The sequence below is a fragment of the Streptomyces turgidiscabies Car8 genome (genome assembly GCF_000331005.1).
In the GTDB taxonomy this organism is placed as follows: domain Bacteria; phylum Actinomycetota; class Actinomycetes; order Streptomycetales; family Streptomycetaceae; genus Streptomyces; species Streptomyces turgidiscabies.
This window is the reverse complement of sequence record NZ_AEJB01000372.1, coordinates 1-20,342: the sequence shown is the minus strand read 5'-3', so window position 1 is coordinate 20,342 and position 20,342 is coordinate 1. Positions and strand designations below refer to the sequence as shown.

The following is a 20,342-nucleotide window of genomic DNA, read 5'->3' as shown; positions in this document are numbered from 1 at the left end:
CCCTTCGGCGACCCGGGTGGATCAGGTGGATCGGCTCAACTCGTCGTACAGGTCGCGCCGTTGAGGGTGAAGGTGGTCGGCGCCGCGTTCGTCGCCCCCTTCGCCCCGATGAAGCCGACCGAGACCGAACCGGCGGCCGGGATCGTGGCCGTGTAGGAGGCGGGTACGACGGTCACGTTGGCGCCGCTCTGGGTGGGCGTACCGCCCCACATGTTGTTGATGGTCTGGCCGTTGGCGAAGCTGAAGCCCAGCGTCCAGTTGGTCAGTGCGGCGGTGCCCGTGTTGCGCAGGGTGATGTCACCCTGGAAACCGCCCTGCCAGTCGCCGACGACCCGATAGGCGACCGAGCAGCTGACCCCGGGAGTGCCGCCGCCCGGGGAGGTGGTGACGTTCACCGTGGCCGAGCGGGTCGAGCGGTTGCCGGCCGCGTCCCGTGCGTACACGGCGAAGGTGTATGCCGTGGCCCCGGTGAGGCCGGTGACCGTGACGGTGTTGGTGGTGGAGGCGGCGGCCGTGGTCTCCGTAGCGCCGCTCACGCGGACGACGTCGTAGCCGGTGACGGCAACGTTGTCGGTCGACGCGGCCCAGGTCAGCGTGGTTGACGTGGCGGTGGTTCCGGACGCGGCGGGGGCGCCGGGGGCGGTCGGGGCCTGGGTGTCGGTGCCCGTGCCGCCGCCGTAGACCGTGGCTTCCTTGGAGGTCTGGGCGATGCCGTTGGCGCCGTTGAAGATGCGCTGGCCCCAGGAGCTGAGCTGCTTGGGGTCGAAGCCGATCGACAGGTCGAGGATCGGGTCCGTGTTGCCGCTCCACGACCAGGCCAGGTAACCCAGCTTCAGCTGCTGGGCGGTCGCCATCATCGTGTCCTCGTCCGGATCGCCCCACTGGTCGGCCGGACCGCCGAACTCGCCTATGAGGATGGGTAGTTTGGCCGTGACGAAGGCGTTCAGGTAGTCGGTGATCTCCGCCGCCGTGTCGAAGACGCTGTACATGTGGATGGAGAAGATCAGGTTGCCGGTGGTGTCGGCGTTGTACACGGACTGGGCGTTGGCGCGCATGACACCCTGCCAGTCCTGACCCCAGTTGGGCGCGTCCACCATGATCGTGTGCTGGAAGCCGGCGGCCCGCAGTTTCTGTACGGCGGCGATCGTCGGGGCGGTCCAGCCGGCCGGATCGGTGTTGCCCCAGGGCTCGTTGCCGATGTTGATGACGACGTAGTCCTCTTGCCCGGCGAGCACGCTCTTGAGGCCGATCCAGTAGTCGGCGGCCTGGTCGAGTGTCCCGGCGGCGGCTTCCTCGCCGTAGCCGGTGGTGTCGTGCACCTCCAGTACGCAGATCAGGCGGTTCGCCTTGCACTGCGCGACGACGGCGGCCACGTCGTCGGCGGTGTTCTTGGTCCAGCGGTGCCCGTCGGCGAGGACGACGCGGACGGTGTTGGCACCCAACGCCTTGACGTCCCTGAGGGATTGGGTCTGCGTCGGGTACCAGGTGTGTGCGTGGTTAACCCCCCGCATCACGAAGTCGTTGCCGTTGCCTTCGAGGAGACGGCCGCCCGAGATGTGCAGGCCGGTGGCCGCAACGGCGCGGGGTGACTCGGCCTGTGCCCGGGCGGGGCTCGGGGCGAGCACCAGGAGGCCTAGAAGGGTGACCAGAGCGGTCAGCAGGATGGTCAGAGGGCTCTTTCGCGTGGTGCTTCTCGTTGTTCTCACTGCGACTCCAGGGAGTGAGCGCCAAGAAACTTCAGCATCAGCAGAATGTGGGAGCGCTCCCATAAACGCACTACGACAGGGACACGTCAAGGCGTCGCACACACATCGGCCGCCGGTCAGCCGATGCCGGACCGTGTGCTGCGGAACGTACGGCGATACGCGTCCGGCGGCACGCCGATCGTGCGGTTGAAATGGCGGCGCAGGGTCGTGGCCGTCCCCATCCCGACGGCCTCCGCGATGGCGTCGACACTGTCGCCGGTGGCCTCCAGCAACTCCTGGGCGCGCCGGATCCGCTGGGTGAGCAGCCACTGCAGCGGGGTGGTGCCGGTGACGGTCCGGAAGTGGCGGCCCAGGTGGCGCGAGCTCATGTTCGCCCGGCGTGCCAGGTCCTCCACGGTCAGGGCGCGGTCGAGCCGTTCGATGGCCCAGGGGAACAGCTCGGCGAGCGGATGGTCGTCCTGGGCGGGCACCGGCGCGGTGACGAACTGCGCCTGACCGCCCGCCCGATGCGGGGGCACGACGAGGCGGCGAGCGACGGTGTTGGCGATCGCCGAGCCGTGGTCCAGTCGTACGAGGTGCAGGCACAGGTCCATCGAGGCCGCCTTGCCGGCGGAGGTGAGCACGCTGCCGTTGTCGACGTACAGCACGTCCGGGTCGACCTCGACGAGGGGATGACGGGCTGCCAGGACATCGGTGTGGGCCCAGTGCGTGGTCGCGCGCAGACCGTCCAGGAGTCCGGCGGCGGCCAGCACGAAGGCGCCGGTGCAGAGGGAGGCGACGCGGGCTCCGGCGTCGTGGGCCGCGCGTACGGCGTCGACCAGTTCGGCGGGCGGGGCGATGTCGACGTCGGCCCAGCCGGGGACGATCACCGTGTCGGCGTACGGGAGTTGGTCGAGGCCGGCGTCGGGCTCCAACAGGAATCTGCCGACGCGGACGGGGGCGGGGCCGCAGACGGAGAGGTCGTACCAGGGGAATGCCAGACCAGGGAGACCGGAGAGGTCGGAGCCGAACACCTCGTGCGCGACGGCCAGTTCGAAGTGGAGCATGCCGTCGGTGAGGGCGAGGGCGACGGTCCTGGTACCCGGGTTCACGCTCATGTCCGGAATTGTACGGGGCGTGTCGTTCCGGACACTCGTGGACGGCGGGGGACGTCGTCAGGATGGTGGTCATGCGAACACGACGGGGAGAAGTCATGGGATCAGCAGCGGTATCCGGGCAGGTAGTTGTGGTGTTCGGCGCGTACGGGCACACCGGGCGGTTCGTGGTGGCGGAGCTGCTGGGGCGCGGGTTCGTCCCGGTCCTCTCGGGGCGGGACCCGGAGCAGTTGCGGACTCTGTCGGCGTCCCACCCGGGGCTCGACGCCCGCCCGGCCTCGGTCGACGACCCGGGCTCGCTGGACCGGGCGATGGCCGGAGCGTCGGCGGTGATCAACTGCGCCGGGCCCTTCGCGGCGACGGCCGCGCCGGTGATCGAGGCGGCGCTGCGGGCCGGGATCCCGTATGTGGACGTGGCGGCGGAGATCGAGGCCAACCTCGACACGTTCACCCACTTCGGGGAGCGTGCGCGTGCCGCGAACGCCCTGGTGATCCCCGCGATGGCCTTCTTCGGCGGCCTCAGCGACCTGCTGGTCACCGCAGCGATAGGCGACTGGACGTCGGCCGACGAGGCGCACATCGCGTACGGCCTGAGCAGTTGGCACCCCACCGCGGGGACGCGCGTCGCGGGGGCGGTGTCCCGGGAGCGCCGGGACGGCCGCCGGGTCCGTTACAGCGGAGGGCGGCTGGAGTACCACGACGACGCGCTACCGACCCTGAAGTGGGCCTTCCCGGAGCCGACGGGTGCCCGGGAGGTGATCGGCGAGTTCTCGATGGCCGACGTGGTCACGGTCCCCAGTCACCTGGCGATTCCCGAGGTCCGGTCCTACATGGCGGCGGAGGCGGCCAGGGACCTGTCGGCACCGGACACCCCGGCGCCGGTCGCGGTCGACGAGGACGGGCGGTCCGCACAGACGTTCGTCGTGGACGTCGTCGTACGGGCTGGTGGAGCGGAACGGCGGGCGGTGGCGCGCGGGCGGGACATCTACGCGGTGAGCGCGCCGCTGGCTGTGGAGGCGGTGGAGCGGGTACTGGCGGGGCGGACTCGGGCGGTGGGGGTGGTGTCGGCGGGGGCGGTTTTCGACGCGGTCGACTTCCTCGGCGCTCTGTCCGCGTCCGGGCACATCTCGCTGGAGCTGGTTCGGTAGGGGTTGGGGTGGCGGGTCGGGTCCGGCCTGTGGTGGCGCAGGGCCCGGCCGGGCTCGCCTCAGGCCCTGCGCCAGGCGGCGAGCAGTTCCTCCGGTCCGTACGCCGCCTGGTGCCCGGAGCAGCTGACGCCGTTACGGGAGACCGCCACCAGCGGTACGGGCTCGTCGGTGATCGCCGCCCGGTGCTTCTGCAGCGCGGCCAGGTCGTGGCTGTCGAACGCGGAGTGGCCGTCCCCACACGGTGAGCGGCCCAGGCCTTGGCAGCCGTACGGACGCCCTGGGTCCACGGATTGGGCGACTCCTCGGCGATCTCGGCCCAGACGCTCTCGTTGGCCAGCGCGAACGCGTTCAGTCCTGCCTCGGGGGCCTCGCGGAAGGCAGGGATACGAGAAGCCCATTGTTCTGCGCTCCCGGGTGTGTGGCCGCCCTCGGCGATCAGCCAGACGACCCCGTACCCGGCATCCAGCCACGGCGCACCCCGGGTTGCCCAGGCCCAGTCGACGAGCCACGCCCGGCCCCGGCCGACCATGACGTTTCCGGGGTTCGGGTCGGTGTGGCAAAGGGCGGTTCCGGTGAAGTGGGCCCGAGCTGCGGCAGGGGCGTGGTCGCGCAACCGGTGCCCAGCCTCTTTGAGTTGTACGCCGTCCGGCGCGGTCAGCCCCGACAGCCGTTCCAGAGTCACGGCGACGAGCGGGAGATCGTCCGAGCCTGGCGCGTAGTCGGCGTGGCGGCCGTCCAGCGCGTCGAAGGCGACGAGGTCCCATCCGCCCGTCCGGAGGTGCCACCGGACGCGGGGAGAAATGCCGCTCACGTAGGGACCCACGGCCGCCTCTCGCTGCTGGGTCCACGCGCGCGGGTGGTCCACAGGAAGCCCCTTTACATACACCTCGCCGTGCTCGGTCGTCAGCCGCGCGGAGACGGCGGAGTTGAAGCCAGACTCCACGGTCACGGCGCTCAGGAGCGGGCCGGTGCGGGCGAGTACGGAGCCCTGGACATCGTCGGGCAGGTCGGCGAAGTCGATGCGATCGGTCGGCATGGGAGCACATTCACAGAGACGCGGGTTCTCCGGAGCACCTCACCCAGGACAGGTCCTAGATCACGGCTGGTGCGCGCGGTACGGCGCAGCTGGGTTCATCCAGCCAGATGCGCTGCGCCTCCGCAGTCACGGTCACGCCGAATCGCTCGCGGCCCGGCCGGCCGTTCTCGACATACAGCGCGTGTGCCGCCTCTACCGCGTCCCACAGCAGACGCGTCCCGGCCTGCCGCACGGCCTCGTCCTCCGCCCGTGCCCACGAGCCGTCAACACCCCACAGTTCTACGGCTGTTACCACGTCCTCGTCGTCGCGCTCGAAGGCGAACCCCGTGTCCGGCGCGACGAGGGACAGCACGAAACGGAGCGCGTCGTCCTCGGCGACGACGGCCGGATCGACGGCCGTGAGCCGTCCGCTCGTCGCACTCGGCCTGCCCGGGTGTGCCGGGGTGCCCGTGGTGCCGACATCGCGGGCAGCCATGAAGTACGAGCCTCCTGGCAGGAACCGCCCCTCGGCACGGCCGTCGTAGCCGACGACGAGGCTCACGGTGCCCCAGCCCAACGGACACACGATCAGTCCGCCGGGTCGTACCTGATCCAGCCAGGCCACCGGGATGTCGGAGAAGCCGCAGGTCGCGATCAGCCGGTCGTACGGTGCCCGGCCGGGGTGACCGACGCGGCCGTCCCCGGTCACGACCAGCGGCGAGTGTCCGCAACGCCGCAGCCGCGATTCCGCCAGCCGCGCCAGTACGGGGTCGACCTCCACCGTGACCACCTGGTCACTGCCCAACCGCTGCGACAGCAGTGCCGCGTTGTAGCCGGTCCCGGTGGCCACCTCAAGCACCTGATTGCCGTCGGCCACATCCAACGCCTGGAGCATGGCAAGCATCAGGCTCGGTGCGGTGGAGGACGAGGTGGCCACACCGTCCGTCATCTGGGTCGCCAGCGCGTCATCCGCGTACACGAGGTCGAGCCAGTCGGCGTGGGCTGCCGACACGAGCCGCAGCGCGCCGTCGGCCAAGGTCCAGAACTCCGGTACGAACGAATGGCGCGGAACTGTCTCGAAGACCTTGCGCCAGGCGGGATCGGTCAGTTGACCTCCGGCCTCCAGAGTGTCGGCCAGTGCCGCACGCAGTTCGGCGGAGCGCTCTTCGGTATGCGTTGTCATGGTCGCCCCTCGGCGAGTAGGCCAGCGATGTGCGCGGCGATGGGCAGGCCGGTCCGGTTCTGGATCCAGGACCACTCCCCGGACGGGTTGCACTCGAACATCACCCAGTCCCCGGACGGCGTCACGGCGAAGTCGAACGCGCCGAAGTTGAGGCGGAAGTGCTTCAGCCAGCCCAGAACACCGGCCCGTACGTCGTCCGGCACTTCGCACACGTCGTAGGTGAGGGCGTCGTAGTCGCTACGCCAGTCCAGCCGGGCCGCTTCGCTGCCCGCGTGAATCTCGGCCGCGAACATTTCCGTGCCCACGACGGTGAGCCGTACCTCGTGGAGCTTGGAGACCCGCTCCTGGAACAGGTGCGCCGTCAGGGACACGGAGTCGTCGATGGTGTCAGGGTCGATCACGGCCGTCGGTACCCCGGTGCGGCGGCCGTCCGGGTACTCCAGGGGCCCACCCATGAGCGGCTTGCAGATCACCAGCCCGCCCACATGCTGACAGAACTTCCGAGCCGCCTGCGGATCGGTGGTGATCAGCGACCGAGGCGTACGCAGTCCGTGGGCCACCGCTACCGGGAGCTGTCCCGGCTTGTGTGAGGCGATGCCATCCATGTCCGGGCGATTGACCCAGGTCACCGGCAGTGCGTACAGCGTGCCGAGCAGACCGGCCAACGCCTGTTCGTTCGCCCACATGCGGTGAGGCTCGTGCAGTTCTTCGGATACGGCGGGAAGGCGGGGCCGCCTGTAGTAGACGGCCCGCACCTCCTCCAGCCGCACGGAGCGGTGTTCGTCGGCCAGCACCCCCGCCCAGGGCGCGTCGACGTGTTCGGCAGTCAGGGATACAGAGAAGGGGAAGTCCCCCATGTCGAACCGCATCACCGGCACATGCCGGTTCGCCAGTTCGTCGACCACCAGGTCCGCCGACGGGTCGAGTTCCTGGGTGACGACCAGCACCGGGCCGCCGGAAAGACGCTGTGTCACCGCATCACGTACGGGTCGGACGTGTCGTCGTTCTTGCTGTCCCAGTTCGTGTTCGTGCAGCTTCCGGCCAGGGAGGTGGACCGGCTCCACAGAGTGCCCGAGCCGTCAGTCATGACGTTGACCTGACGCTGCGGGTCGTACGTGAACGAGCCCGCCTCCAGGGTCACGGTGTACGGGGTGCGTTCGGCGCGGGCGCCGAACGGGACGACTGCGATGGGCATAGTTGTCTCCTGCGATTGATGACGCTCGGGATCTGACAACACGCGAGACGGCAGTCTCAGGACCTGCCCGATTCCGAGCATGCGTTGGGCAGGTTCTCGTAACCGGACCGCTGTGCCTGATCCACTTCCGCCGACGGTCGCGGAGCCTGCATAGAGGTGAGCAGGTCCTTACTACCGGCCAGGACAACCGTGTTCGCTGCCGCAGCCGCCCCTCTCCTGGACCGGACATTGGCCTCGGCGACGTCCACGCTCAGCGCGTCCGACAGGTCAGTCGGCTCCAGGCGTTCCGGCCGCGCATCCCATTCCCTGCCACCGCCGATCGGCCTCAGCTGTACGCACCGTCCGACGAAGTCCATGACTCTGCCGATCTTGTTGGTATCGATGTCCTTCACGATGTCGTGGATGCGTGGTGTGTCTGTCATTGCCGACCCTCTCCCGACCACGCCGACCGCCCCTTTGCGGGGACGGAACGCGGAACCGGACCAGTAGCCCCACTCGCCACTTGCATATCCAAGTAACAGCGAGCATAGCTGTGGTTACTTGGATATACAAGATGGAGTCAGGCGGCATCACAGAGGGGCAGGAGGAGTCTGCGATCAGGGCACGTCGATGACGTACTGGAAGAGGTGCCGGTCACAGGGCACAAGTGAGTCCAGTACCTCGACCACTCGCCCGTCCTGCACACAGGTGCTGCGCAGTACACGCGCCACGGGCACCCCTGGCGGGATGCGCAGCGCGTCGACTTCCGCGGGCGTGGGCATGCGGATGTCCAAGTCCTCGACGAAACGCACGATCCGCTGCCCCACAGGCCCGGCAGGATCCTCGATCAGAGCGCTCACGCCGCCGGGGATGCGCCGAGGCTCCTCTACCGCGCTGCCAGTGAACAAGTCCTCCGGGTAGTACCCATCGGCCAGTTGCATCGGTTCGTCCCCGATGAAGAACGCCCGCCGCCGGATGATCACCGAGCTGCCTGCCGGTATCCCGATCCGCTCCGCGACCTCGGCCGGAGCGGGAACCCTCGCCACCGACAGGATGCGCTGATCTGCCCGCAACCCCTGTGCTGCCGCCTCGGCGTTGAAGTTGCTCACACCGCTGGAACGCCGCTCACGGAAATTGGCTCCAGTTGTCCGCAGGCGCACCCTGGGTTGCGGGCGCACGAAAACACCCCTGCCCTGTTCGCTGATCAGCAGCCCGTCGGCCTTGAGCAGGGACAACGCCTTGCGCACGGTTACCCGGGTCGTGCCGTACCGGTCCTTGAGCTCGTTCTCCGACTCAAGCTTCTCGCCCGGAGCCAGCTTCCCCGTTGCGATGTCCTGCCGCAGGTCGTCGGCAATCTGGCGGTACGGGGGAAGATCTCGGTCGGGCATGTACGTCACCTCGGCTTGGGCTGTCTCGGCAAGGCTATGCGAAAGCCCAGCCGCTCCACTTCTCCACCCGAACGGCAACCACAGGGCCCTGGGGAGGGGAGTCCTTGTACTGGCCGTCCCGGTCATATTTGCCGCACAGCGACTCCACCGCGTGAAGCCGCTCCTCGCCGTCCTCCAGGACTTCTCCGCGACCGTCGGCGCGAGCCCACCACAACTGCGACCAGTCCTCGTCGTAGTGGTCGACCAGTACCGTCACCGACGGATTCTCCCGGATGTTGCGCAACCGCCGTAGGTTCCACGTGCTTTTGGGTTTGTGGTCGACGGCGAAGTACAGGATGTCGTTCACGACGACGAAGGTCACAGGTACCGCATGAGGTACCCCCTGGGGGTCGGCCGTCACCAGCCGGGCGACAGGCGACGCGACAAATCGTTCCCGGGCAACGAACGGCGAGAGATTCATGCATCCCACCGTAGTCACGCGGATCTCCATGCACCTCCCGTCATCCGCCGTGAACAGGCCGCCGTATGCCGCGCCGCCCGTGCTGTTGGGTAACCGGAGTTGGAGAGCATCCGGTACACGATCGGCCTCGCCGGCGAGCGAGGCGTGAGAGGAGTCCGACGGTGGCTGAAGACCTGTCCGCGGTGGCCCGCTTCCTGTACGAGGCGGGGACACTGAAGCAGACCAAGCGCACCGGGTGGTGGATGGCCGGCGTACGCGACCCCGAGTCGGTGGCCGAGCACTCATGGCGTACCGCCCTCCTCGCGTCGATCATCGCGAAGCTCGAAGGCGCCGACCCGGCGCGGGCCGCCTACCTCGCGGTGTGGCACGACTCCCAGGAGACGCGGACCGGCGACGTGAACCACCTCGGCAAGAAGTACGCCCCCGGAGCGGACCCTCAGGCCGTCACCGCCGACCAGGTCGCGGGCATGCCCGAGATTCTGGCCTCGGCCGTGCGTGAACTCGTCGCCGAGTACGAGGAGAAGGAGTCCGCCGAAGCGATCTGCGCCCGGGACGCCGACAAGCTGGAGTGCATGATCCAGGGCATCGAGTACAAGGCCCAGGGCTACGACAACGCCCAGCGCTGGATCGACAACAGCCGCCGCCGGCTCACCACCAAGTCGGCCAACGAACTCGCCGACGCGGTACTGGAGACCGGTTCGCTGGACTGGCTTCGCGCGGCGCTCGGGGAGAAGCAGAGCTGAGTTCGGCCCATCGGCAGCAGTCGTCGGCCCCGGGGCTCGGAGTTCAGGTCGCGAGCTCCAGAGTTGCGGTCGATGTCCGTACGCCCGTCGGCGCACCCTCACATCCGCAATCCGGCGAAGCCTGAGCCCCAAGCTCCAAGTGCCGAGATCCGAGCCCCTTTTGTTTGGAATGGGCGGGAATTTGAACCCACCCTCCCGCCCTCCCCCAAGCCCTGCGCACGCCTCAATTGCCGTCCATACCAGCGGGTGTGACTTTTCGTGACCGGCTTGCGACGCGCCGTGGTCACCGTCTAGCGTTCGCGGCAGACAAGAAACAACCCCGGCCGAGTGCTGCGAACACTCGCCGGGGTCTGACCGACAAGATCCAACAGGAGATCTCGTGGCGTACGACGACTTTAACGCTGCCCTGGCCGCCCCCGCAGCCCCTCCCCATCCCCGCCCCCACCCCATGGCCAGTCCCGGCTTCGGCAAGCGCTGCGCCCCGGACCAGTCGCCGCCCCGCAAGGGCGACTTCGGGCACCTTCCGGCCCGCGCCGCCTACATCGCGAGCCTCCTCGACCGGCTCTGCGAGAACGCGGCCATGGACGCCAAGACCGTCGCCAAGGCCCAACCCCTCTACGGCCAGGCCGCCGTGCGCACCACGCTCAACGAACTCGGCGTGGCCGGGCATCTGCGCCGGGTGCGCAGCAAGGTGCCGCCCGGGGAGGGAATGAGCGGCACGCGGTGGGTCGTCCACACCTACTGGTCCCGGACCGCACGTGACAACGAATGGTGGGCCACCTTCCTCCAGGGTGACGTGCCCTGCGAGACGCCTCCGGCTACGGCGGATGTGCCCGAGGTACGGGAGTCCACGGAGGCCGAAGAAGACCCGGAAGCCTCCCTCGCCGCACCACCCGCGGCTGCCAACTCCCCGCGCCCCGCCCGGGAGTCAGGCCCCTCCGTCGCCTACGACACCCTCGCCCGGCTCGGCCTCCAGGAGCCCCGGCTCGCGCTGTCCGCCGCCGACTGCGGGGCCCTGGAACAACTGGCCGCTGAGTGGATGGCTCGGGGCGCGACGCCCGACCTGCTCACACGCGCTCTGGTCGCGGGACTGCCGGACCTCGTGCACTCACCCCGGGCACTCGTGCGGAGGCGGCTGCTCGACAAGATGCCGCCGGAGCGGATCGTCGTACCGCCGACTCCTGTGGCCCTTGGTCCCCGGCGCTCCCGGCTGATGGAGTGCACGGAGTGCGGGGTGCCGGGGCGGGCGGAGGCGCTGCCGGGTGGGCTGTGCCGGGGGTGCCGCAGCCAAGGCGGCCGGGGCGGTTCTGTGGCGCCTGAGCTGTCGGTACGCCGTCCTGACCCGACCGTTGGTGCCTTGGCCGCGCAAGTGCGTGCAGTGCGTGCGGGGATGCGCACACCGCAGCGCGCCTGACACTGCGACCAAGGGACCCCCACCGCCCGGTATCGGACGGAAGGGCCCTTGGTCGCCGTAGCGCGAACTTACGTCAGGCCGCCGGTTTCACCGTCGCCGGTGCCGTCGTCGCCGCTGCCTCGCCCTTCGCCAGCGGCCACTCCCTGTGCAGCTCGCCCAGCGGAATCCGTTGCTGGAAGATCGGGGTGCCGAAAATGGTCAGCTGGATCTGGAGGGCGCCCGAGAGGTCCACGCCGCCGTACAGGGCCCAGGAGCCGGACGCCGAGCCTGTGCCGTCGCTCGATCCTCCCGCAGAGGCGTCCGCCTCCACGCGGAGGTACGGGGCGAGGTCGGCGCTGATGCCGACGGTGCCGTACAGGCCGATCGACGCCTCGGCGCCCAGGGACGCCTTGACGTCGCCCGTCGCCGCGACGTTCACGTTCAGCGGGGTGCCCGTCATCGCGGACTCGCTGACCGGCGTCCAGCCCTTGGTCCAGGAGAAGGTGCCGCCGACGCGGAAGTCGCCCTTGAGATCCTGCTCGACGTCGACTGTCACCTTGCCGTCGGCGGCGACCTGGAAGTAGCAGACGAGGTCGAGGTTGACGACGATCGGGATGGGGCCCGCGTAGATGACGGGGTCGGCGTGCAGCTTCGCGAAGGGGACGCGCAGGGGCTTGCCGTCGGTCGTGGTCGTGCCGGCCGCGCGGCCCTTCAGCGACCACTTCGAGGCCCAGTCACCGGTCAGCCCGAGGAACGCGCCGCCGGGTGCGGAGCCCGTCCCGCTGCCGGAACCGTCGTACGAGAAGGCGACCTCGGGGGCGAGCTGGACGAAGCCGTGCACGGAGGCCGACGCCGAGGCGGGGGCGCCCTCCGCCGTGGCGATGGCGGCGCCCACGTCGATACGCAGGCTGCCCAGCGGGAGCCTGGCGCCCTCGGGGCCGAAGGTGAGGTCGCCGGTCTTGGCCCAGGAGACCTTCACGCCCTCGACGAGCGGATCTACGTCGATGGTGGACGGGTCCACCGGAACGTCGCCCTCGGCCTTGCTCTCACCGAGTACGGAGTTGAGTTCGGCGGTCTTGGTGACGACCTCCGTACCGCCGTCGGCGGCGTCACCGACGACCTCGGTCACCTCGGCCAGCAGACCGTCGGGCGCACCGGGAGCGGGAGCGCTGGCGATGACGTCACCGACGGCAACAGGCGCGACGGGAGCGGCAGGAGTGGCAGTTGACTCCGAGGGAGAGGGGGACGACGAGGAAGGCGGCGTCGCCGTGTTCTCGGCGGGTGGGGTCACGGACTTCGCCGTGATGACCGCCCGGCCGCTCTTCCTGTCGTACGAGGCGACCTTGAGCGGCGACTTCCGTGCCGCCTTGCCCGCCTCCGCGGCGTCCTGGGTCGCCACGGCCGTGGGTGCCGTGCCGCCCAACGGGGCCTGTACGACGGCGAGTTGGTCCGGAGCCGAGGCGGCGGCGGGGGTCTCGGCCGCAGCGGCGGCCGCGTCGGCCGTCTCCGGTGACGAGCTTGCGGAGCAGCCTGTGGTGAGCAGGGCCGCGACGGTGACCGACGCCAGCAGGGCATGTCTGGTGAGCTTGTGCACGCGTGGGGGTCCTCGGGATCGAGTTGCTCGAAGTGCGGGACGGGGCACGGGGGTTGGGGACCAGGCACGAACGGTTACCCCTCAGTAGCCACTCATGAGCATGCCAGCCCCACGCACCCCCCGAGGTGCGCTTCCTTCGCTTTCTTCACATCACACTCTTGTGATGTGGATCACTGCCTGTCTCGCTGCCCGGTTCACCGTTCGCCGTCCAGGCGGTACTGGTCCGACTGCACCAGATACATCCGCCGGAACAGCCCCGGCCCCTCGCCGTCGGCCTTCAACAGGGCCTCGAACGTGCCGTGTTCGGCGACCCGGCCCCGTTCCATCACGTAGATCTCGTCCGCGTGCCGGACGCTGTGCAGTCGGTGAGTGATCAGGATGATCGTCTGGCCCGCCGCGGCCAGGCTGCGGATCTGGTCGAAGACGCGCTGCTCGGTCTCCGCGTCCAGGGCGCTGGTCGGTTCGTCGACGACCAGGATGCGGGCGTCCCGGTGCCGGGCGCGGGCGATGCCGAGGCGCTGCCACTGGCCGCCGGAGATCTGGTGCCCGCCCTTGTAGCCACGGGCGAGGAGCGTGTCCCACCCCCGGGGCAGGGCGGCGATGGTCTCGTCGGCGCCCGCGTACTCGGCGGCCACATGCAGGAGTTCGTCCTCGTGCGGGGCCTCGGGCCGGCCGATGGCGACGTTGACCCGGGCGGTGAAGGGCCAACGGTAAAAGTCCTGGGCCACGACCGCGATCCGGTCGAAGAGGGCACCCCGGTCGAGCTCGGTGGAGTCGATCCCGTCCCAGAGGATGCGGCCCTCGTCGGGCGCGTACAGCCCGCACAGCAGCTTGGCGAGGGTCGACTTGCCACTGCCGTTGTTGCCTACCAGCGCGATGATCCGGCCGGCGGGGATGGTGACGTTCACCGCGTCGAGGGCGGGTTCGGTGGCCGTGCCCGGATAGGTGAAGGAGACGTTCTCGAAGCGGATGGCGTTCACGTGGGCGGGCAGCGGGCGGCCGGTCTCCGGGATGAGCCGGCGGTCCGCCTCCTGGCACAGCCGCTCCAGGTCGGCGACGAACAGGCTTTCCTCGTACAGGTAGTTGAGCTGGACCACCAGGCCCTCCAGGTTGGCGGAGCCGGTCCGGATGGCGATGACCGCCGTACCGGCGACGGCCAGGTCCATGGCCCCCGTCCACAGCAGCAGCCCGAGCACCCCGTACGCGGCGGCCGTCGTGAGCCCCGTCCACCCCGACGCGATCAGCCCGGTACGGGCGGCCAGCGAGGCGAGCCGGGTCTGTTCCCGCTCACCCGTCTCGGCCATGGTCCTGAAGTGCCGCAGCAGAAACGGCCCGATGTTGTGCACCCGCACCTCGGGCGCGGCCTGTGTGTCGATCAGCAGCCGCCCCAACAGCTGTCCCGCGCGGGCGTGTTGGACCCAGGTGTGGAAGGAGACGTACCGGCGGCGGGCGATGGTGAGCGCGCTCCAGGCGCTGGGCAGTGTCATCAGCGCGAGGAGCGGGAGGAGGGCCGGATGCAGCACGGTGAGCACCCCGGCTGCTGCCGCCAGCGCGATGCCCGCCGTCATGACGGACGTACAGAAGCGGATCATGCGCCGCGCGGACTCGGCTCCGTACTGGGCGGAGTCGAGCAGCTTGTGGAACTCCTCGTCCTCCACGGCGGCCAGTTCGACCCGGGCCACCCGCTCCAGGTACTCCTCGGTCGCCACCCGGAACACCTTGGGCTCCAGCCGCCCGGTACCGGCGGTGGACGCGGACCGCAGCAGCGCCCCGACGATCGCGGTGACCGCGACGACCACCAACGCCGGTACGGCGTCCCGGAGTCGGTCGGTGGTGTCGCCGCCGCCGAGCAGCTGGGTGAGCACCCGGTTGACGGCGACGAGCCCGACCGCCTGCGCCACTCCCCCGCCCAACTCGGCGATCGCCACCCGGCGCAGCGCGCGCGGGTCGGCCCGGTGCGCGAGCCGGATGGTGGCGCCGATCAACCGGGGCATCCGCGCGACCATGGTCCGCAGCCCCAGCTCCAGGAACGACCCCTGGTGCTGGTTCCACCCCATGTCGTACCTCAACGGCCCCCCGAACAGCAGCCGTTCGGACTCGGAGACACCGTCGCCGTCATCTGTTCCGGGTTCTTCGGTGCCGGGTTCGTCAGGGGCGGATTGATCCTTACGTTCGTCACGCGTCGTCATCCGAGTGGGTCCCCCTTGGCGAACCGGTCGCTCGTGAACGGTCGGACGGTCACGCCCAGTTCTTCCCCCGCCTCATGCGCGGCGCACGCGGAGACGGACTCGTTCTAAGTTCGAATCACCCCTTGGATCACCCCCGCTTCACCCCCGCTTCACCCTTGGATCACCCCTGGATCACCCCCTGGCGGAGTTCGTCGTCCGATCCGGGGGTCGCCGTCCGGCGTTCCTCCCGTCGGCCCGCCGCCGCCAGCCCCACCGTCACGCACACCGACCCCGCCGCCATCAGCGTCATCGCCGTTCCCGGCGAGGTGAGTTGGGCGACCGTGCCTGCCAGGGCCGCGCTCACGCCCTGCATCGTGAGCATGCCCGCGGAGTGCAACCCGAGGGCGTGGCCGGAGAGTTCGGGCGGAGTGAGGGACATCAGGCGTTCCTGCTGGACCAGGCTCGCGCCGTAGCCGACCGAGGCCACGCAGACCGTCACCGCCGCCGTCCACACCCCCGGGCCGAGGACGAACAGCAGGTTCGGTACCGCCAGCAACAGCAGGAGTGGTACGGCCAGTTGGCGGCGCAGCCGGGGTGGCACGAACCGGCCGATCGTGACGTCCCCGATGAGCATGCCCAGGGCGGCGAAGGCGAAGAGGGTGCCCGCTGAGCCGGGGTCGTAGGACACGTACAGGGACTCGATGCCGACGACCAGGCCGTTGGGGATCCAGAGGCCCAGATAGGTGAGCCTGCGGGGCCGGGCCGACCACAACCGGGCGTTCGTACGCCAGGTCCGGGCGATGGACGGGCGGCCGGAGAGGCGGGGTGGGCGGCGGGTCAGGCCCAGGCGGGTCACCAGCGCGCCCGCCAGATAGAGGGCCGCCGCGGTGAGGAGTGTGGTCCGGGGGGAGAGGGCCGCCACCATGATCCCGCCCGTCGCGAAACCCGCGATCTGCAGCAGCCCGTTGGACATGTTGAAGACCGAACGCCCCAGCAGATAGCCCTCCTTCTCCAGGATCTCGTTGAGCAGGCCCCAGCCGACCCCCGCCCCCAGCGACGCGATCAGCCCCAGGACGAACAGCAGCGCGAACACCGCCCCGATCGGCAGCCCCGGGGTCGCCATCGCGGCCGTGCCGAGCGCGAAGGCCAGCGCGATGCCCGTCAGGGTCGCGCGCGGAGGCAGCCGGTCGGAGGCCGAGAGGAGGGTCGTCGCGCCGACCACCTGGGCGAGCTGGGGGCCGAACATGCTGAGGGCGGAGAGCAGGGGCGAGCCGGTGGCGCGGTAGGTGAGGGTGGCGAGGGCCAGGCCGCCGATCGTCGAGGCGGCCGATCTGAGCGCCGTGGAGAGAAAGAGGGGGGTGAACTCGCGGGTGCGGAAGAGGGTGGAGTAGCTGCGCATGCGGGGAGTCTGCGAGGGGCGTCGGGACCTCGTTATTGTTTCGCGTACACGCGAAACGTCAGCGGGGCCATCAGTAGAGCGCCTAGCAGGGGCGAGCGGGGACACGGAGGTAGGTACGGGCATGGGCTGGTGGCAGGTGAACGCCGACACTCTGGCCCGCAGCCGGTTCGTCATCTCGCCCCTCGCCGAGACCTTCGCGAGCCTCAAACTGCTGCACGCCGGGACGGCCACGCACCCCGGCGAGCGCGCCTGGCTGACCGCCCACCTGCCCGCGTACCGCCGCCGTCTCGTGCGGGACCCCACCACCGCCCTCCTTGTCCGCATCGGCCTCGGGCGGGACTGGATCGCCGACTTCCTGACCCCCACTCCCCGGTACGGCGAGACGTTCGAGGAGGGTGTCGCGCGCGTCCGTGCGGTCGCCCCCGCTCTCGCCCGCGAGCACCTCGTCCGCTCCCGCCCCGGCCCGCTCCCGGCCGCCCTCGCCGACCGGGACGACCTCTCCGAACGCGCCGCGGACCTCCTCACCAGCATCTGGGAGGAGGCCGTACTCCCGGACTGGGACCGGCGGCGGCGCGTCCTCGAAGCCGACGTGGTCGCGCGGACCGCGCGGGTCGGGCAGGACGGCTGGGCCGCCGTACTGGACGCCCTGCGCCCCGGCACCCGCTGGCTCGACGGCGACCGGCTCCAGGTGAACGTGCACGAGTACCCGCCCCGCGAGATCTCCGGCGCCGAGCTGGTCTTCGTCCCCGTGACACCGAAGGCGGGGTGGGTGTCGTGGGAGGCGCCGGAGCGGTACGCCGTCATCTACCCGTGCGCGGGCGCGCTGGCGGGCCGGGACGGTCGTCGTGGCACCGCGTCCGCCGCGCTCGCGGCACTCCTCGGACCGGCCCGGGCCGCAGTGCTCGTACTCCTCGACTCGCCCCACAGCACCACCCAGCTGACCGCCGTGACCGGGCAGACGCTCGGCTCGGTCGGACGGCATCTGCGGGTGCTGCTCGACGCGGGGCTGGTGGAGCGGCGGCGGGCGGGGCGGTCGGTGCTGTACTCGCGTACGACCGCCGGTGAGGTCCTGGTCAAGGCTCCGGGGGCGGAGCCCGGGCCCGACACCTACCGGAGTTAGCATCCGGTTATGACCACTGATGCCACTTCCCCCTCCTCCTCCCCCTCCTCCGACTCCCCCCTCGCCGTCGAGATCGGCGCCCTCACGGGCGGTTCCGCGGACCTCGCCCAGTACGCGGGCAAGGCCGTCCTCATCGTCAACGTCGCCTCCAAGTGCGGGCTGACCCCGCAGTACGCGGGGCTGGAGAAGCTCCACGCGCGGTACGCCGAGAAGGGCTTCACCGTCCTCGGGGTGCCCTGCAACCAGTTCATGGGCCAGGAGCCCGGCAGCTCCGAGGAGATCGCCGAGTTCTGCTCGGCGACGTACGGCGTGACCTTCCCGATGACCGAGAAGGTCGAGGTCAACGGGGACGCCCGGCACACCCTGTACGACCGTCTGGTCGGTTTCGCCGACGGCGAGGGCCACACCGGCGACATCCGCTGGAACTTCGAGAAGTTCCTCGTCGGCCGCGACGGCCAGGTCGTCGCCCGTTTCTCCCCGCAGACCGAGCCGGAGACGGACGAGCTGGTGAGCGCGGTGGAGAAGGCCATCGGCTGATCCTTCGGGAAGGCCATCGGCTGATCCTTCGGCTGATCCATCCGCCGAGAAACCGCCCCGCGCCCCACCCTGCGGCCGCAAGGCTTCGGGGTGGAGCGCGGGGTCCGGTGACGGATTCCGCGAGAGTCCGAGGGACTCCGAGAAGTGTCCGGAAGAGTGCGGCGTAAAATATCCGGTCGCGCCCGCCGGGGAACCGCCTGAAGCTGATGGGACTCTTTTCCGTCATGCCCCGGTCACCGCCTGGTCACACGGGGCCCTGTCAGCCAACGCTCGGGATGCCATTAGCGTCTACCCCGGAAAGACCTCCACAGGACAGACGCCCGCCAGTCGTCCGCGCGCGCCCGAGCCGAACGGAAACGGAACTTGCAGTGGCCTTTGCCGAGCTGACCCCACGCCGACCTGCCTTGCGCGCCGACAAGCCCACGCAGGCACGTGAGGTGTGGCACGAGCGTCACCGGGTGGCACTGACCGTTACCGCGTTCGCGGTGCCGCTGTACTTCGTGTGGTGGGCGGTGTTCGCGACCGGCGGCGGCGACCTGGCCGCCCAGGTGGCGTGGGCAGAGTTCGCGAAGATGTACCCGGACTCCGCGTACAACCTGTTCTGGTACGGCGGACTCCACGCGGCCAACTACAGCCTGATGTCCCCGTACCTGATGGCCGCGATCGGGGTCGTCGCGGCCACCATGCTCTCGGGGGTCGCGGCCACGCTGCTCGGCGCGGAACTCGTGGCCCGGACGGGCGTGCGCAAGCCGCTGTGGCCGGCCCTGGCGGTGGGGTTCTCGCTGTGGTGCCAGGTGATCTCGGGGCGCTCGACGTTCGTGCTCGGCACGGCCTTCGGGATGGCGGCCGTGCTCGCCGTGGTGAGCGGGCGCGGCGCACGGAACCTCGGCGTGGCCGCCGTGTGCGCGACGCTGGCCACCACCGGCAGCCCCGTCGCCGGTCTGTTCGTCCTCGTCGTCGGCGCCGCCTACTTCCTGTCTCGCGACTGGGGCCGGGCCGCGGCCCTGCTGGTGCCGCCGGTGGCCGTCGTGGGCGTCACGACGCTGCTGTTCCCGTTCGAGGGCGAGCAGCCCATGCCGTTCAGCCGCATATGGCTGCCCGTCGTGCTGTGCGCGATCATCGTCCTGACGGCCCCGAGCACCTGGCGCACACTCCGTCTGGGCGCCGCCGTGTACGCGGCCGGCGTGGTCCTCTGCTACCTGATCCCGACCCCGATCGGTACGAACGTAGAGCGGCTCTCGGAGCTGGCGGCCCCGGCGACGCTGCTCGCGATCATGATGTACCGGACCGAGCGGCGGCAGCAGGAGCAGGAGAGTGAGGAGACCCTCGGGGAGCAGGACGGGAAGGGCCAGGGGGACGACCGTCTCGGGGAAGCCGACGCCGTTCCCCGGCTGCCTCTCCCCTGGTTCACGGCACGGCGGCGCATGGTGGCGCTCGGGCTGGCGATGGCCATCGCCGTGAGCTGGCTGTCCGGCAAGACCCTCGCCGACATCGTCACCAACACCACGGTGCCCGAGTGGGCCGTCAAGACGGACGGCGTCGTGAACGAGCTGAAGCGGCTGGGTGCCGAGGAGACGCGCGTCGAGGTCGTACCGGCCCGCGACCACCGCGAGGCCGCCATCCTCGCCCCGTACATCAACATGGCCCGCGGCTGGAACCGGCAGGCCGACGTCGAGCGGGGCCGGCTCTTCTACGAGGGCCACGCCGGCACCGCCGAGCCCGAGGGCGGCTTCACCCCCGCGGCGTACAAGGCCTGGCTCTCCCAGTGGGCGGTGGGCTTCGTCGTCCTCGTCAACGGCGAACCGGACGGCCCGGCGAAGCTGGAACACGCCCTGGTGACCAGCGGGCCGAGCTATCTCCAGCCGGTCTGGGAGGACGCCAACTGGAAGATCTACCGGGTGAAGAACGCGACCCCGCTGGTCGACAAGCCCGCCTCCGTGATCAGCGCCGACGGCGCCAACATGGTCGTCCGGATGCCGAAGGCCGGCGAGGTGACCGTACGGATCGCGTACTCGCCGTGGCTGTGGGCGGAGAACGGGTGTCTGACGGACGAGGGCGAGTTCACCAAGCTGACCGTCGAGGCGCCCGGTGACATCCGGATCAGCTCCACGTACGGCGGGCCGTCCCGGGAGACGACGTTGCAGTGCGAGAAGGAAGCGGACGCGGACAATTAGCGTCAGACAGACCAAGAGACAAGCGTAGAGACGCAGACGCAGGAAC

Annotated in this window: 17 protein-coding genes and 2 pseudogenes; 6 read left to right on the top strand and 13 right to left on the bottom strand. The window is 70.2% G+C overall.

Going from position 1 to position 20,342, the window contains the following annotated elements; translation table 11 throughout:
- Positions 1-35 precede the first annotated feature (35 nt).
- Together STRTUCAR8_RS27860 and STRTUCAR8_RS27855 are read right to left on the bottom strand one after the other, a co-directional pair.
- Entirely contained in the window at positions 36-1,706 is a 1,671-nt protein-coding gene (locus tag STRTUCAR8_RS27860; protein ID WP_006379407.1) for a cellulase family glycosylhydrolase, read from the bottom strand.
- Positions 1,707-1,822: 116 nt separating this feature from the next.
- Positions 1,823-2,803 (bottom strand): helix-turn-helix domain-containing protein, encoded by a 981-nt coding sequence (locus STRTUCAR8_RS27855; protein ID WP_044472998.1) that lies wholly within the window; start codon positions 2,801-2,803, stop codon positions 1,823-1,825.
- A gap of 95 nt (positions 2,804-2,898) precedes the next feature.
- Between STRTUCAR8_RS27855 and STRTUCAR8_RS27850 the strand changes: the two genes are divergently transcribed.
- On the top strand, positions 2,899-3,948 hold the full coding sequence (locus STRTUCAR8_RS27850) for a saccharopine dehydrogenase family protein (protein ID WP_044472997.1): 1,050 nt from the start codon (positions 2,899-2,901) through the stop codon (positions 3,946-3,948).
- Positions 3,949-4,007: 59 nt separating this feature from the next.
- Here STRTUCAR8_RS27850 and STRTUCAR8_RS27845 read toward each other — a convergent pair.
- From STRTUCAR8_RS27845 to STRTUCAR8_RS27815, 8 genes and pseudogenes are all read right to left on the bottom strand, one after another.
- Positions 4,008-4,172 (bottom strand): annotated as a pseudogene (locus STRTUCAR8_RS27845) (ATP-binding protein); the annotation flags it as partial.
- A 227-nt stretch (positions 4,173-4,399) separates the two neighbouring features.
- Positions 4,400-4,984 (bottom strand): annotated as a pseudogene (locus tag STRTUCAR8_RS50290) (phosphotransferase family protein); the annotation flags it as partial.
- 55 nt (positions 4,985-5,039) lie between these two features.
- Complete coding sequence (locus STRTUCAR8_RS27840) at positions 5,040-6,146, bottom strand: methyltransferase domain-containing protein (RefSeq protein WP_006379423.1); 1,107 nt, start codon at positions 6,144-6,146, stop codon at positions 5,040-5,042.
- Entirely contained in the window at positions 6,143-7,120 is a 978-nt protein-coding gene (tgmB, locus tag STRTUCAR8_RS27835) for an ATP-grasp ribosomal peptide maturase (RefSeq protein WP_100247690.1), read from the bottom strand. The genes STRTUCAR8_RS27840 and tgmB overlap by 4 nt, the downstream gene beginning before the upstream one ends.
- Positions 7,117-7,341, bottom strand: coding sequence for a putative ATP-grasp-modified RiPP (gene tgmA / locus STRTUCAR8_RS27830; RefSeq protein ID WP_006379420.1), 225 nt, complete (start codon positions 7,339-7,341; stop codon positions 7,117-7,119). Before tgmA ends, tgmB begins: the two co-directional genes overlap by 4 nt.
- 56 nt (positions 7,342-7,397) lie before the next feature.
- Entirely contained in the window at positions 7,398-7,763 is a 366-nt protein-coding gene (locus STRTUCAR8_RS55425; RefSeq protein WP_006379413.1) for a hypothetical protein, read from the bottom strand.
- Between the two features lie 174 nt (positions 7,764-7,937).
- Positions 7,938-8,708: a GntR family transcriptional regulator gene (locus STRTUCAR8_RS27820; protein WP_006379418.1), complete on the bottom strand. Its 771-nt coding sequence runs from the start codon at positions 8,706-8,708 to the stop codon at positions 7,938-7,940.
- 34 nt (positions 8,709-8,742) lie between these two features.
- Complete coding sequence (locus STRTUCAR8_RS27815; RefSeq protein WP_044472996.1) at positions 8,743-9,168, bottom strand: TIGR03668 family PPOX class F420-dependent oxidoreductase; 426 nt, start codon at positions 9,166-9,168, stop codon at positions 8,743-8,745.
- Between the two features lie 161 nt (positions 9,169-9,329).
- Here STRTUCAR8_RS27815 and STRTUCAR8_RS27810 point away from each other — a divergent pair, with 161 nt between their 5' ends.
- Together STRTUCAR8_RS27810 and STRTUCAR8_RS27805 are read left to right on the top strand one after the other, a co-directional pair.
- On the top strand, positions 9,330-9,911 hold the full coding sequence (locus STRTUCAR8_RS27810; RefSeq protein ID WP_006379410.1) for an HD domain-containing protein: 582 nt from the start codon (positions 9,330-9,332) through the stop codon (positions 9,909-9,911).
- 379 nt (positions 9,912-10,290) lie between these two features.
- Positions 10,291-11,325 (top strand): hypothetical protein, encoded by a 1,035-nt coding sequence (locus STRTUCAR8_RS27805; protein ID WP_006379408.1) that lies wholly within the window; start codon positions 10,291-10,293, stop codon positions 11,323-11,325.
- Positions 11,326-11,398: 73 nt separating this feature from the next.
- On the opposite strand, the gene STRTUCAR8_RS27800 is transcribed toward STRTUCAR8_RS27805, so the two are convergent.
- The 3 genes from STRTUCAR8_RS27800 to STRTUCAR8_RS27790 form a co-directional block, all read right to left on the bottom strand.
- On the bottom strand, positions 11,399-12,898 hold the full coding sequence (locus STRTUCAR8_RS27800; RefSeq protein WP_006379422.1) for a hypothetical protein: 1,500 nt from the start codon (positions 12,896-12,898) through the stop codon (positions 11,399-11,401).
- 194 nt (positions 12,899-13,092) lie between these two features.
- The gene (locus STRTUCAR8_RS27795) at positions 13,093-14,955 is read right to left on the bottom strand and encodes an ABC transporter ATP-binding protein (RefSeq protein WP_006379415.1); all 1,863 of its coding nucleotides are present in this window, start codon (positions 14,953-14,955) and stop codon (positions 13,093-13,095) included.
- 292 nt (positions 14,956-15,247) lie between these two features.
- Positions 15,248-16,465 (bottom strand): MFS transporter, encoded by a 1,218-nt coding sequence (locus STRTUCAR8_RS27790; protein ID WP_006379411.1) that lies wholly within the window; start codon positions 16,463-16,465, stop codon positions 15,248-15,250.
- Positions 16,466-16,586: 121 nt separating this feature from the next.
- On the opposite strand from STRTUCAR8_RS27790, the gene STRTUCAR8_RS27785 reads away from it, so the two are divergent.
- From STRTUCAR8_RS27785 to STRTUCAR8_RS27775, 3 genes are all read left to right on the top strand, one after another.
- The gene (locus STRTUCAR8_RS27785; protein WP_006379406.1) at positions 16,587-17,585 is read left to right on the top strand and encodes an ArsR/SmtB family transcription factor; all 999 of its coding nucleotides are present in this window, start codon (positions 16,587-16,589) and stop codon (positions 17,583-17,585) included.
- A gap of 9 nt (positions 17,586-17,594) precedes the next feature.
- Complete coding sequence (locus STRTUCAR8_RS27780) at positions 17,595-18,122, top strand: glutathione peroxidase (protein ID WP_006379416.1); 528 nt, start codon at positions 17,595-17,597, stop codon at positions 18,120-18,122.
- Positions 18,123-18,580: 458 nt separating this feature from the next.
- Positions 18,581-20,296 carry a membrane protein gene (locus STRTUCAR8_RS27775; protein WP_044472995.1) on the top strand — a complete coding sequence of 572 codons (1,716 nt, stop codon included), beginning with the start codon at positions 18,581-18,583 and terminating at the stop codon, positions 20,294-20,296.
- Positions 20,297-20,342: the final 46 nt, after the last annotated feature.

What these genes read in the sequence shown, in the direction of transcription:
- STRTUCAR8_RS27795 (WP_006379415.1), bottom strand. Translation starts at nt 14,955, where the DNA reads ATGGGGTGGAACCAGCACCAGGGGTCGTTCCTGGAGCTGGGGCTGCGG.
- STRTUCAR8_RS27840 (WP_006379423.1), bottom strand. Translation starts at nt 6,146, where the DNA reads ATGACAACGCATACCGAAGAGCGCTCCGCCGAACTGCGTGCGGCACTG.
- STRTUCAR8_RS27790 (WP_006379411.1), bottom strand. Translation starts at nt 16,465, where the DNA reads ATGCGCAGCTACTCCACCCTCTTCCGCACCCGCGAGTTCACCCCCCTC.
- STRTUCAR8_RS27785 (WP_006379406.1), top strand. Translation starts at nt 16,587, where the DNA reads ATGGGCTGGTGGCAGGTGAACGCCGACACTCTGGCCCGCAGCCGGTTC.
- STRTUCAR8_RS27815 (WP_044472996.1), bottom strand. Translation starts at nt 9,168, where the DNA reads ATGAATCTCTCGCCGTTCGTTGCCCGGGAACGATTTGTCGCGTCGCCT.
- STRTUCAR8_RS27850 (WP_044472997.1), top strand. Translation starts at nt 2,899, where the DNA reads ATGGGATCAGCAGCGGTATCCGGGCAGGTAGTTGTGGTGTTCGGCGCG.
- tgmA (WP_006379420.1), bottom strand. Translation starts at nt 7,341, where the DNA reads ATGCCCATCGCAGTCGTCCCGTTCGGCGCCCGCGCCGAACGCACCCCG.
- STRTUCAR8_RS27855 (WP_044472998.1), bottom strand. Translation starts at nt 2,803, where the DNA reads ATGAGCGTGAACCCGGGTACCAGGACCGTCGCCCTCGCCCTCACCGAC.
- STRTUCAR8_RS27780 (WP_006379416.1), top strand. Translation starts at nt 17,595, where the DNA reads ATGACCACTGATGCCACTTCCCCCTCCTCCTCCCCCTCCTCCGACTCC.
- STRTUCAR8_RS27820 (WP_006379418.1), bottom strand. Translation starts at nt 8,708, where the DNA reads ATGCCCGACCGAGATCTTCCCCCGTACCGCCAGATTGCCGACGACCTG.
- STRTUCAR8_RS55425 (WP_006379413.1), bottom strand. Translation starts at nt 7,763, where the DNA reads ATGACAGACACACCACGCATCCACGACATCGTGAAGGACATCGATACC.